10 protein-coding genes are annotated in these 13,377 nt (G+C 55.3%); 1 reads left to right on the top strand and 9 read right to left on the bottom strand.

Annotated elements, in window-relative coordinates:
* Positions 1-83: 83 nt before the first annotated feature.
* The 9 genes from sucD to sdhC form a co-directional block, all read right to left on the bottom strand.
* Positions 84-971, bottom strand: a complete 888-nt coding sequence (sucD, locus tag AUK77_RS07605) for a succinate--CoA ligase subunit alpha (protein WP_296127812.1) — start codon at positions 969-971, stop codon at positions 84-86.
* On the bottom strand, positions 971-2,137 hold the full coding sequence (sucC, locus tag AUK77_RS07600) for an ADP-forming succinate--CoA ligase subunit beta (RefSeq protein WP_296127809.1): 1,167 nt from the start codon (positions 2,135-2,137) through the stop codon (positions 971-973). Before sucC ends, sucD begins: the two co-directional genes overlap by 1 nt.
* Before the next feature lie 208 nt (positions 2,138-2,345).
* Positions 2,346-3,782: a dihydrolipoyl dehydrogenase gene (lpdA, locus tag AUK77_RS07595; protein ID WP_296127807.1), complete on the bottom strand. Its 1,437-nt coding sequence runs from the start codon at positions 3,780-3,782 to the stop codon at positions 2,346-2,348.
* 62 nt (positions 3,783-3,844) lie between these two features.
* On the bottom strand, positions 3,845-5,059 hold the full coding sequence (gene odhB, locus AUK77_RS07590) for a 2-oxoglutarate dehydrogenase complex dihydrolipoyllysine-residue succinyltransferase (RefSeq protein ID WP_296127805.1): 1,215 nt from the start codon (positions 5,057-5,059) through the stop codon (positions 3,845-3,847).
* 69 nt (positions 5,060-5,128) lie between these two features.
* On the bottom strand, positions 5,129-7,960 hold the full coding sequence (locus AUK77_RS07585; RefSeq protein WP_296127804.1) for a 2-oxoglutarate dehydrogenase E1 component: 2,832 nt from the start codon (positions 7,958-7,960) through the stop codon (positions 5,129-5,131).
* A 247-nt stretch (positions 7,961-8,207) separates the two neighbouring features.
* Positions 8,208-8,912, bottom strand: a complete 705-nt coding sequence (locus AUK77_RS07580; RefSeq protein WP_296127802.1) for a succinate dehydrogenase iron-sulfur subunit — start codon at positions 8,910-8,912, stop codon at positions 8,208-8,210.
* An 11-nt stretch (positions 8,913-8,923) separates the two neighbouring features.
* Positions 8,924-10,696, bottom strand: a complete 1,773-nt coding sequence (sdhA, locus tag AUK77_RS07575; protein ID WP_296127800.1) for a succinate dehydrogenase flavoprotein subunit — start codon at positions 10,694-10,696, stop codon at positions 8,924-8,926.
* 3 nt (positions 10,697-10,699) lie between these two features.
* Positions 10,700-11,068: a succinate dehydrogenase, hydrophobic membrane anchor protein gene (sdhD, locus tag AUK77_RS07570; RefSeq protein WP_296127799.1), complete on the bottom strand. Its 369-nt coding sequence runs from the start codon at positions 11,066-11,068 to the stop codon at positions 10,700-10,702.
* Positions 11,062-11,436, bottom strand: a complete 375-nt coding sequence (gene sdhC, locus AUK77_RS07565) for a succinate dehydrogenase, cytochrome b556 subunit (protein ID WP_160087254.1) — start codon at positions 11,434-11,436, stop codon at positions 11,062-11,064. Before sdhC ends, sdhD begins: the two co-directional genes overlap by 7 nt.
* Positions 11,437-11,799: 363 nt before the next feature.
* On the opposite strand from sdhC, the gene gltA reads away from it, so the two are divergent.
* Positions 11,800-13,074 carry a citrate synthase gene (gene gltA / locus AUK77_RS07560; protein ID WP_296127797.1) on the top strand — a complete coding sequence of 425 codons (1,275 nt, stop codon included), beginning with the start codon at positions 11,800-11,802 and terminating at the stop codon, positions 13,072-13,074.
* The last annotated feature ends 303 nt before the right edge of the window (positions 13,075-13,377 follow it).

Raw genomic sequence — 13,377 nt, 5'->3', positions numbered from 1 at the left:
CGGTTCACTGTGAAACGTGTAGATCGCGATAACGCATACAAAAAAGGCCACCCGAAGGTGGCCTTTTTCATGCTCAAAAACGCTTAGGCGTTCTTGGCTTCCCAGCCAGTCAGCTCGGCCAGGGCCTTACCGATGTCTGCCAGGGAACGTACGGTTTTCACGCCAGCGTCTTGCAGAGCAGCGAATTTCTCGTCTGCAGTGCCTTTGCCGCCGGAAATGATTGCGCCTGCGTGGCCCATGCGCTTGCCTGGAGGAGCAGTCACACCAGCGATGTAGGACACAACCGGCTTGGTCACGTGTGCCTTGATGTAGGCAGCCGCTTCTTCTTCAGCCGAGCCGCCGATTTCACCGATCATCACGATCGCTTCAGTCTGCGGGTCTTCCTGGAACAGCTTCAGGATGTCGATGAAGTTGGAGCCTGGGATCGGGTCACCGCCGATGCCGACGCAGGTGGACTGACCGAAACCGGCGTCAGTGGTCTGCTTAACGGCTTCATAGGTCAAGGTGCCGGAACGCGACACGATGCCTACTTTGCCTGGCAAATGAATGTGGCCCGGCATGATGCCGATTTTGCACTCGCCCGGAGTGATAACACCTGGGCAGTTAGGGCCGATCAGGACTACGCCCAGCTCGTCGCACTTAACCTTGGCTTCGAGCATGTCGATGGTCGCGATGCCTTCGGTGATGCAAACAATCAGCTTGATGCCGCCCATGGCCGCTTCAAGGATCGAGTCCTTGCAGAACGGAGCCGGAACGTAGATCACGCTGGCGGTGGCGCCAGTCTGCTCAACTGCTTCACGCACAGTGTTGAACACCGGCAGATTCAGGTGAGTGGTGCCACCTTTGCCCGGAGTCACGCCGCCAACCATCTTGGTGCCGTAAGCGATGGCTTGTTCGGAGTGGAAAGTACCTTGCGAGCCGGTGAAGCCCTGGCAGATAACTTTGGTGTCTTTATTGATCAGGACGCTCATTATTTGCCCTCCGCAGCTTTGACGACTTGCTGAGCAGCGTCAGTCAGGCTGGTTGCCGCGATGATGTTCAGGCCGCTTTCTGCCAGTACTTTAGCGCCCAGCTCAGCGTTGTTGCCTTCAAGGCGCACAACGACCGGGATTTTCACGCCGACTTCTTTTACGGCGCCAATGATGCCTTCGGCAATCATGTCGCAACGTACGATACCGCCAAAGATGTTCACCAGAACGGCAGCAACGTTGCTGTCGGACAGGATGATTTTGAACGCTTCGGTTACGCGCTCTTTGGTAGCACCGCCGCCTACGTCGAGGAAGTTGGCTGGTTTGCCGCCGTGCAGGTTGACGATGTCCATGGTGCCCATGGCCAGACCAGCACCGTTCACCATGCAGCCGATGTTGCCTTCAAGGGCAACGTAGTTCAGTTCGAACTTGGCAGCGTGGGCTTCACGCGGGTCATCCTGGGACGGGTCATGCATGGCGCGCAGTTTAGGCTGGCGGTACATGGCGTTGCTGTCGATGTTGATCTTGGCATCGAGGCAATGCAGATTGCCGTCGGCCTTGATCACCAGCGGGTTCACTTCCAGCAGTGCCAGGTCATAGTCCTGGAACAGCTTGGCCAGACCGACGAAGATCTGGGTGAACTGTTTGATCTGATCACCTTCCAGACCCAGCTGGAATGCCAGCTCACGGCCTTGGAACGGCTGAGCGCCGACCAATGGGTCTATGGTTGCCTTGAGGATCTTTTCAGGGGTGTCGTGAGCGATTTTCTCGATGTCCACGCCACCTTCGGTGGAGGCCATGAACACGATACGACGGCTTGAACGATCAACCACAGCGCCCAGGTACAGTTCCTTGGCGATATCGGTGCAGGACTCGACCAGAATCTGGTTGACCGGCTGACCATTGGCATCAGTTTGGTAAGTCACCAAACGCTTGCCCAGCCAATGAGCGGCGAAGGCTTGGGCGTCTTCTTTGCTCTTAACCAGCTTCACGCCGCCCGCTTTACCGCGGCCACCGGCGTGGACTTGAGCCTTAACGACCCACTCAGTGCCGCCGATTTTTTCGCATGCTGCTGCGGCTTCTTCCGGGGTGTTTACCGCGAAGCCCTTGGATACGGGCAGGCCGTATTCAGCGAACAGCTGCTTACCCTGATACTCGTGGAGATTCATGCTTGTCTACCGTCTTCGTTTAGGTATTGCGCATACGGTGCTGCACTTATGGTGCCGCACCACCTGTGATTGCCTCTGTAGCAATCCGACCGGTTTTCCGCACAACCCGTGGGCTGTTGGCGGGCAACCGGCCGTGGTTCTTCGAGTTTGAACCGCGTATTGGCCGATAACTCTAATCGGTTAATACACGGTTCATACCCACACCGCGTTAGCGTTTTTTGCGATTCGCGATATGAATAGCGTGGCCATTAACTGCCAGAGCAGCTTCATGCAGCGCTTCGGAGAGCGTCGGGTGAGAGAACACCATCATCCCCAGATCTTCAGCGCTGGTGCCGAATTCCATGCCGATTGCACCTTGCTGTACCAGTTCAGCAGCGCTTGGACCAATCACGTGAACGCCCAGTACGCGGTCTGTGTTGGCATCAGCAATAACCTTGACCAAACCACCGGTATCGTTGGCGGCCATAGCGCGGCCGCTGGCGGCGAACGGGAAAGTGCCGACGTTAACCGCAACACCTTCACCCTTGAGTTGCTGCTCGGTTTTACCAACCCATGCAATTTCCGGGTGGGTATAAATAACCGAAGGGATCAGGTCGTAATTCATTTGCGCTTTATGGCCAGCGATACGCTCGGCGACCATCACGCCCTCTTCCGAGGCTTTGTGAGCCAGCATTGCGCCGCGCACAACGTCACCAATGGCATACACACCGGGTACGCTGGTGGCGCACTGATCGTCAACGTAAACAAAACCGCGCTCGTCGAGAGTCACACCGCTGTCGGCAGCCAACAAGTCGGTAGTCACTGGGCGACGGCCTACGGCAACAATCAATTTATCAAAAACAATTTTCTGGTCGCCTTCAGCATCGGTGAAGCTAACAGTCACCTGCTTCTTCTTCACTTCGGAGCCGGTAACGCGAGCGCCCAGACGAATGTTTAAGCCTTGCTTGGTGAAGGTTTTCAGCGCTTCTTTGGCTATCTGGTCGTCGGCGGAAGGGAGGAACTTGTCCATCGCCTCAAGGACCGTCACTTCAGCACCCAGACGTGCCCAAACCGAGCCCAACTCAAGACCGATGACGCCAGCGCCGATCACGCCCAGCTTCTTCGGCACGCTCTGGAATTCCAGAGCACCGGTGGAGTCGACGATTACGTCCTGATCAACGGGGGCCGGCGGAATATCAATAGGCTTGGAACCCGAAGCCAGAATGACATGTGCAGCTTCAACGATCTGCGAGCTGCCGTCAGTACCCGTCACTTCGACCTGCTTATTGGCCAGCAATTTGCCGTGGCCTTCGAGCAGGGTCACACCGTTGGCTTTGAACAGAGTGGCAACACCGCCGGTGAGGTTTTTTACGATGTTGGCTTTACGGCCGATCATCGCTGGCACGTCGATGGTGATGCCTTTGGCTTCGATACCGTGGATGGCGAAATGATCCTTCGCCTCGTAGTACTTCCAGGAGCTATCCAGCAGCGCCTTAGAGGGAATGCAGCCAACGTTCAGGCAGGTACCGCCGAGCGCAACCTTACCTTCCTTGTCTTGGTACTTCTCGATGCACGCCGTCTTCAGGCCAAGCTGAGCAGCTTTGATCGCTGCCACATAGCCGCCTGGGCCTGCACCAATTACTACCACGTCAAATTTCTGGGTCATATTTCATTCCTTATCGGATAAAACCGGGCGAACCCTTGTGAGGCTCGCCACGTGCACAGGGATCAGATGTCCAGCAGCAAACGAGCCGGGTCTTCCAGCAGGTTTTTGATGGTCACCAGGAAGCTCACGGCTTCCTTGCCGTCGATCAGACGGTGATCATAGGACAGCGCCAGGTACATCATCGGGCGGATCACAACCTGACCATTAACAGCCATCGGGCGCTGAATGATGTTGTGCATGCCGAGAATGGCGGCTTGCGGCGGGTTGACGATCGGCGTCGACATCATCGAGCCAAAGGTGCCGCCATTGGTGATGGTGAAGGTGCCGCCGGTCATTTCATCAATCGAAAGCTTACCGTCACGCGCCTTCTTGCCGAAGGTGGCAATGCCGTTTTCGACTTCAGCCAGGTTCATCAGCTCGGCGTTACGCAGAACGGGCACAACCAGGCCACGGTCGCTGGATACGGCAACGCCGATGTCCTGGTAGCCGTGATAGACAATGTCGTTGCCATCAATGGATGCGTTGACGGCAGGGAAGCGCTTGAGCGCCTCAACCGAGGCCTTGACGAAGAACGACATAAAGCCCAGGCGCACGCCGTTATGTGTCTTCTCAAACAGATCTTTGTACTTGGAGCGCAGTGCCATGACTTCAGTCATGTCCACTTCGTTAAAGGTGGTCAGCATGGCCATGCTCGACTGAGCTTCAACCAGGCGGCGAGCCACTGTTGCGCGCACACGCGTCATCGGCACGCGCTTCTCAACGCGATCGCCGGTTGCCAGAACAGGGGCCGGTGCCGCAGCAGGTTTAGCCGCTACAGCAGGCGCGTTCTTCTTCGCTTCAACCGCCGCAACAACGTCTTCCTTGGTAACGCGACCGCCTTTACCCGTGCCGGCAATGCTGTTTGGGTCGATGCCGTTTTCTTCAGCAATCTTGCGTGCAGCAGGCGAAAGAATCTGATCATCACCCGCAGCAACGGCAGGAGCGGCAGCCTGAGCAGGTGCGGCAGCAGCCTGAGCAGCCGGTGCAGGTGCAACAGCACCGCCCTCGCCCAGCATACCTAGCACTTCATTACTCAGAACCGTGTCACCTTCATTCTTGATGATTTGTGCGAGCACGCCGTCGGCTTCAGCCAGTACTTCAATTACGACCTTGTCGGTTTCGATGTCGACGATCAGTTCGTCACGTTTAACCGCATCGCCCGGTTTCTTGTGCCAGGTGGCAACGGTGCCATCGGCAACCGATTCCGGGAAAGTAGGGGCTTTGATCTCGATAGCCATTGTGTGTGGTTCCTTAAATTCGGTTTGTTCGAGCAGGCGGCTCAATTGGCCGCCTGCTTCGCGAAGGCGTTAAACAGTAAAGGCATCTAGCAGGAGTTTTTCCTGCTGTTCAGCGTGCATCGAAGCGTAGCCACAAGCAGGTGCAGCAGACGCATCACGGCCAGCATATTCAAGGAACAACGCTTTCTTATGCGCTGTCACCACGCGACGCATGTGATGCTGGCTGCAATACCAGGCCCCCTGGTTCATAGGCTCTTCCTGACACCAGACGATGTGTTTGAGGTTCTTGTACGGGGCAATAGCCTCGGCAAGATCATCTTCCGGGAACGGGTAGAGTTGCTCGATGCGCACGATGGCGATGTCTTCGCGGCCTTCGTTGCGACGTTTTTCCAGCAAATCGTAGTAAACCTTGCCGCTGCACAGCACCAACCGCTCGACCTTCTTCGGATCAATTGCATCAAGTTCCGGTATCACGGTCTGGAAGGAACCTTCGGCCAGATCTTCCAGCGTCGAGATGGCTAATTTGTGACGCAGCAGCGACTTGGGAGTCAATACGACCAATGGCTTGCGCAGCGGGCGAATCACCTGACGACGCAGCAAGTGGTAGATCTGCGCAGGCGTGGTGGGCACCGCAACTTGCATATTGTGCTCAGCACACAATTGCAGATAGCGCTCTAAACGCGCCGAGCTGTGCTCAGGCCCCTGCCCTTCATAACCGTGCGGTAGCAGCATGGTCAGGCCGCACAGACGGCCCCACTTGTGCTCGCCACTGGAGATGAACTGGTCAAATACGACCTGAGCACCGTTGGCGAAGTCACCAAACTGCGCTTCCCAAATCACCAATGCATTGGGTTGAGTGGTCGAATAACCGTATTCAAAAGCCAGAACGGCCTCTTCCGAAAGGAAGGAGTCGTACAGGTCGAATCGCGGCTGACCTTCGTACAGCGTTTTCAGCGGAACGAACGCATTGGCATCTTTCTGGTTATGCAGCACTGCATGGCGGTGCGAAAAGGTGCCGCGACCAATATCTTGGCCGGTCATGCGGATAGGATGGCCTTCAAACAACAAGGTGGCGTAAGCCATTGTTTCGGCATAGCCCCAGTTGATCGACAGGGCACCGGCACCCATTTTTTGACGATCTTCAAGGATCTTCGCCACCTGGCGCTGAACGACAAAACCTTCGGGTATTTCCAACAACTTGTTGGATAGATCCTGCAAGGTTTTAAGATCAAAGCGGGTGTCGTGACGCGCGGTCCAGGTGTGACCCAAGTAAGGACGCCAATCAACAAACAGCTCTTTGTTGGGTTCCTTGACCAAGCTCTTAACCACATGCTGGCCGTTATCAAGCGCCGTGCGGTATTCGTCGATCTTGGCTTGCACATCTTCGACAGATTGGCTGGCAGCTGCAATCAAGGCATCGGCATACAACTCACGCGTGGTGCGCTGTTTGGTGATTTGCTGATACATGATCGGCTGGGTGCCGCTTGGCTCGTCCGCTTCGTTGTGCCCACGACGGCGGTAGCAAACCAGGTCGATCACCACATCACGCTTGTACTGCATGCGGTAATCAACAGCCAGTTGAGTCACGAACAGTACGGCTTCTGGATCATCACCGTTAACGTGCAAGATCGGCGCTTGAATCATCTTCGCCACATCAGTGCAGTACTCGGTTGAGCGCGAGTCCAGCGGGTTGCTGATGGTGAAGCCGACTTGGTTGTTGATTACGATGTGGATGGTGCCGCCCGTTTTAAAACCACGGGTCTGCGACATCTGGAAGGTTTCCATGACCACACCCTGGCCGGCGAATGCAGCGTCGCCATGCAGAGAGACCGGCAGAACCTTCTCACCAATGGTGTCGTTGCGACGATCCTGACGGGCACGCACAGAGCCTTCGACCACAGGCGAAACAATTTCCAGGTGAGACGGGTTGAATGCCATTGCAAGGTGAACTTCACCGCCGGCAGTCATCACGTTGGAAGAGAAACCTTGGTGGTATTTCACGTCACCCGAAGACAGACCTGCGGTCTTCTTGCCTTCAAACTCGTCGAACAAATCGCGCGGGTTCTTACCGAAGGTGTTGACCAGTACGTTCAGGCGGCCACGGTGTGCCATACCAATAACGACTTCTTTGGTGCCATAAGAACCAGAACGCTGAATGACTTCGTCCAGCAGCGGAATAAGACTCTCGCCACCTTCCAGACCAAAGCGCTTGGTGCCTGGGTATTTGGTGCCCAGGTATTTTTCCAAACCTTCAGCAGCTGTTAGGCGCTCAAGCAAGTGGCTCTGCACGTCAGCGGAAAACTGAGGGCGACCACGCACGCTTTCCAAACGCTGCTGAAACCAGCTGCGCTGCTCGGAATCGACGATATGGGTAAATTCGGCACCGATGGTGCGGCAATATGTCTGCTGCAACGCATCGCGAATTTCGCGCAGAGTAGCCTCTTCCTTGCCAATGAACAGACCACCGGTACGGAAAGTGGTGTCCAGATCGGCATCGGTCAGGCCGTAGTGATTGATCGCCAGATCAGCCGGAACACTCCGCTGCCAGAGCCCAAGCGGATCGAGTTGAGCGGCTTGATGGCCACGCATGCGATAGGCCTGAATCAGGCGCAGCACTTCGACCTGCTTCTTTTCGTGCTCGCTGCTCACACTGCCAGCTGACACCGGTTGGGCGCGGCGCTGGTTTTTAGCGAGCAGGACGAAATGATCGCGGATCGTTGAATGCGATACGTCTGTGGCAGCGCTGCCGTCAGTCGGCAACTTCTGGAAGTAAGTGCGCCACTCTTCTGGCACAGCGTTGGGATCGTGCAGGTAAAGCTCATAGAGCTCTTCCACATAGGCAGCGTTACCACCGGATAGGTGGGCACTGTCCCACATGCGCTGCATCACGCTTTCTTGCATGCTTGGTCACCCTCGGTAAGGGGACACCACCGGCGAAGAAACCGCATGACCTTCAGTCCTTAAGCAGCGACTGGTAGGCCACTACGGATCCCGCAGATAGTCCGGGCACCAGCCCGGATGCCCCTGCTGGTCGTCATATTTTTCAAGTTAAGGGCCGCCACTTTGTAAACAGCGGCCCTGGCTATAACTACGGCGCTGGGTGTTAAACCAGCGCCGTAGGTGTTACAGGTCTAGCAGAAGAAGCGAATCAGGTACCGCTTTGCAGCAACATGTTGCGTACGTGGCCAATCGCCTTAGTCGGGTTCAGACCTTTCGGGCAAACGTTCACGCAGTTCATGATGCTGCGGCAACGGAAAACACTGAACGGGTCATCCAGCGACGCCAAACGCTCTTCAGTTTTGGTGTCGCGGCTATCCGCCAAGAAACGGTAAGCCTGCAGCAATGCAGCGGGACCGAGGAACTTGTCTGGGTTCCACCAGAACGATGGGCAACTGGTAGAACAGCAAGCGCACAAAATGCATTCGTACAGGCCGTCCAGTTTCTCACGCTCTTCTGGCGATTGCAGACGCTCAATAGCCGGTGCCGGTGTATCGTTTTGCAGGAACGGCTGCACCTTCTCGTATTGCTTGTAGAAGATGCTCATATCAACAACAAGGTCACGAATCACTGGCAAACCTGGCAGTGGGCGAACAACCAACTTGTTGTTTTTAACGGTGGCTGACAGTGGCGTAATGCATGCCAAACCGTTCTTACCGTTGATATTCATGCCATCGGAGCCACACACCCCTTCCCGGCACGAACGACGGTAGGAGAAGGTCACGTCCTGCTCTTTGATCAGCGCAAGCACGTCCAGAACCATGACATCCTTGCCACCGGTATCAACTTTGAACTCTTGCATAAACGGAGCGGCATCTTGCTCCGGGTTATAGCGATAAACACTGACGTTCAACATACCAGTCACCCTTAATAAGTCCGAATCTTGGGTTCAAACGCCGGAACTGTCTTCGGCGAGAAGTTGACCGCACGCTTGCCCACGCGCTTCTCTTGGGAGAAGTACATGGAGTGGCAAAGCCAATTTTCGTCGTCGCGCTCTTCGAAGTCTTCACGGGCATGCGCGCCACGAGACTCTTTGCGACCTTCAGCAGCGATAGCGGTTGCTTCAGCCACTTCCAGCAAGTTTTGCAGTTCCAACGCTTCGATACGCGCAGTGTTGAACGCCTGGCTCTTGTCCGCGATCTTAACGTTCGCGATCCGCTCACGCAGGTCGACCAGTTGTTCGATACCTTTTTGCATGTACTCGCCGGTGCGGAACACACCGAAGTAGTTCTGCATGCAGGTTTGCAGCTCTTTACGCAGAGGTGCTACGTCTTCACCAGTGGTTCGCTCGTTGACACCTGCGAGGCGAGCAAGCGACAGATCAAGATCAGTTTCCGACGCACCGCGGTAATCAACGCCTTCTTTAAGCGCTTTTTCCAGGTGCAGACCGGCAGCACGACCGAATACAACCAGGTCAAGCAGCGAGTTACCACCCAGACGGTTTGCACCGTGCACAGATACGCAAGCCACTTCACCTACGGCAAACAGGCCTTCGATGATTTTGTCGTTGCCATTGGCATCCTGAGTAATCGCCTGACCATGAATATTGGTCGGCACGCCGCCCATCATGTAGTGGCAGGTTGGAACAACCGGGATCGGAGCAACAACCGGGTCAACGTGAGCAAAGGTCTTGGACAGTTCACAGATACCAGGCAGACGGCTGTGCAACACTTCTTCGCCCAAGTGATCGAGCTTGAGCATCACGTGATCGCCGTCAGGGCCACAGCCGTTGCCGGCAATGATTTCTTTGACCATCGAACGTGCTACTACGTCACGACCCGCGAGGTCTTTGGCGTTTGGTGCATAACGTTCCATGAAACGCTCGCCATGCTTGTTGATGAGGTAACCACCCTCACCACGGCAGCCTTCGGTAACCAGCGTACCCGCGCCGGCGATACCGGTCGGGTGGAACTGCCACATTTCAATATCTTGTACCGGTACGCCAGCACGCAGAGCCATGCCAACACCGTCACCGGTGTTAATCAGGGCATTGGTGGTCGAGGCGTAGATACGGCCCGCACCACCCGTAGCCAGCACGGTGGCCTTGGAGCGGATGTAAACGGTTTCGCCAGTTTCGATACAGATGGCTATAACACCCACAATCACGCCGTCTTGGTTTTTAACCAGATCAACCGCGTACCACTCATTGAGGAACGAAGTACCGTTCTTCAGGTTGGCTTGATAAAGGGTGTGCAGCAGAGCATGACCCGTACGGTCAGCTGCGGCGCAGGTGCGAGCGGCCTGGGTCGGGTTATCCGGACCTTTCGACTGACCACCGAATGGACGCTGATAAATACGCCCTTGCTCGGTGCGGGAGAACGGCAAGCCCATGTGCTCAAGCTCAAATACCGCTTCCGGACCTACGGAACACATGTACTCGATAGCGTCTTGGTCACCGATATAGTCGGAGCCTTTGACGGTATCGTACATATGCCAGCGCCAATCATCGTTCGGATCTGCCGAAGCGATGGCGCAGGTGATGCCGCCCTGAGCAGAAACGGTGTGCGAACGCGTCGGGAACACCTTTGTTACAACGGCTGTTTTGTGGCCGCCCTGAGACAACTGCAGCGCAGCGCGCATGCCTGCGCCGCCGCCACCGATAATGATGGCGTCATAAGAGAGAGTGCGAATGCTTGTCATGGATCAGTTACCCCAAAAAATCTGCACACCCCAGACGAAAAACGCGAACATGGCAATACCACACGCGGCCTGGAACAGAAAACGCACAACAGTCGCCCACTTACCGATAGCCATAGGCGTCAGGTAGTCGGTGGAAATTGTCCACATACCAACCCAGGCGTGAACGCTGAGCGCCACCAAGGTCAGCAGACTGAAAATACGCATTGCGTTGTTGGAGAACAGTGCATGCCACTCGGCATAGCCCAGCCCTGGGCTAGCGATTACAAAGCCGAGCAGAAAAAGCACATAAGCCGCGAGGACGACAGCCGACACACGCTGCGCCATCCAGTCATACAGACCGGAACGCGAGAAGTTAGTGACGTTGGTTACCATATCCACACCCCCAGCAGCACGATCACGATCGTGGAAACGACCAGAACGATTTTCGAGCCCAGCTTGCCGCCTTCCAGCGTCTCACCGATGCCCATATCCATGATCAAGTGGCGTACACCGGCCACCAGGTGGTACAGCAGAGCGGACAACAAACCCCAAATCACGAACTTGGCCAGCGGGCTGGTCAGACACTCTTTCACCTCGGCAAAACCTTCTGCTGATGCCAGCGACTTGTCGAGCCCATACAGCAGCACGGCAATGCCGAAGAACAGAATGATTCCAGAAACGCGGTGAAGGAATGACGTAACGCCAGTGATAGGAAGTTTGATCGTCCTAAGGTCTAGGTTTACAGGTCTTTGGCTATTCACGGCTTTTTTATCACACTGAGAGCCCCTAACTATCAGGGCAAAGTTGTCGGGAAGTGCACTGGTCAGGTACCCATCACCCAAGGAGTGACAACCACCAGAAAACAGGCGTAAAGCCCTTGGTAGTTGGGCCGAGAGTATAGACAGTTAGGTTACTAATGACAATGCAAAGCCCCCTACCTAAAAGCGCATTGCACAGCATCAATAAATGGCGTAAAGGGCCTTACTCAAACCGCAAGAAATGCCCGCAAACCCTTCTCCCACATGGGTTCTCGCAAATTGACATTCGTATTTATCACACTATAGTGGGTCGGGCCCTGCGTGGGGGGCAGTCTGATGATTTCAAGCATAACTAGGAGGCCACACATGGCTGACAAAAAAGCGCAGTTGATCATCGAGGGCGCAGCCCCCGTCGAGCTGCCCATTTTAACCGGCACCGTTGGTCCCGATGTAATTGACGTACGGGGCTTAACCGCCACGGGCCGTTTCACATTTGATCCTGGCTTTATGTCTACTGCCTCGTGCGAGTCGAAGATCACCTACATCGACGGCGATCAAGGCATTTTGCTGCACCGCGGCTACCCGATTGAGCAACTGGCTGAGCAGTCTGATTATCTTGAAACCTGCTATTTGTTGCTGAACGGTGAGCTGCCAAACGCCGAACAAAAAGCCAAGTTTGTTAGCACCATCAAGAACCACACCATGGTTCACGAGCAGCTGAAAAGCTTCTTCAATGGCTTTCGCCGCGACGCACACCCAATGGCTATCATGTGTGGCGTCGTGGGCGCGCTTTCTGCCTTTTATCACGACTCTCTGGACATCAATAATCCGCATCACCGCGAAGTCTCGGCCATGCGCCTGGTCGCGAAGATGCCGACCATTGCTGCAATGACGTACAAGTACTCCATGGGTCAGCCCATGATGTACCCGCGTAATGACCTTAATTATGCGGAAAACTTCTTGCACATGATGTTCAACACCCCGTGCGAGATCAAACCGATCAGCCCGGTGCTGGCTAAAGCTATGGATAAGATCTTTATCCTGCATGCCGACCATGAGCAAAACGCTTCTACCTCTACCGTACGCCTTGCAGGTTCGTCGGGTGCCAACCCGTTTGCCTGTATTGCAGCGGGCATTGCAGCCCTTTGGGGCCCGGCACACGGCGGCGCTAACGAAGCTGTACTGACCATGCTTGATGAGATCGGCAGCGTAGATAATATCGATGCATTCATTGCCAAGGCCAAAGACAAGAATGACCCATTCAAGTTGATGGGCTTCGGTCATCGCGTTTACAAAAACCGCGATCCGCGTGCCACCGTAATGAAACAAACCTGCGACGAAGTGTTGAAGGAACTGGGCATTACCAACGACCCGCAACTGCAACTGGCTATGCGCCTCGAAGAGATCGCACTGACCGATCCGTACTTCAAGGAACGCAATCTGTACCCGAACGTAGACTTCTACTCGGGCATCATCCTTAAAGCCATCGGCATCCCAACCAGCATGTTCACCGTGATTTTCGCACTGGCGCGTACCGTCGGTTGGATTTCGCACTGGAAGGAAATGCTCTCTAGCCCATACAAAATTGGCCGTCCGCGTCAGTTGTATACCGGCTACGAAAAGCGCGATATCAAGAAGTAATTCTTTCGTGCGAAAAAACAAGGCTGCCCTCGGGCAGCCTTGTTTGTTTATGGCGTGGACGTGATTGAATTTTCTGCCAGCTTGCGAAGATTAATAAGCGTATTAAAGGGGGCATCTACAACAAAACTGTTGGCTAGCCAGGCCGGCACACTCCCTCCTGGATCAGAGTGCACTTGATAGATAACCTCCACCCCGCCCTCATAAGGGGCGGCCGCGGAAACTGAGTGCAACACCTGAACCTTTCGGTAAGGTGTCGGCCCTATGTCCTATCACGAACTCAGCATTGAAGAACGCGTCACGATC

The organism is Pseudomonas sp. Ga0074129 (genome assembly GCA_001465025.1).
Lineage (GTDB): Bacteria > Pseudomonadota > Gammaproteobacteria > Pseudomonadales > Pseudomonadaceae > Aquipseudomonas.
This window is presented reverse-complemented; position numbering and strand designations above follow the sequence as displayed.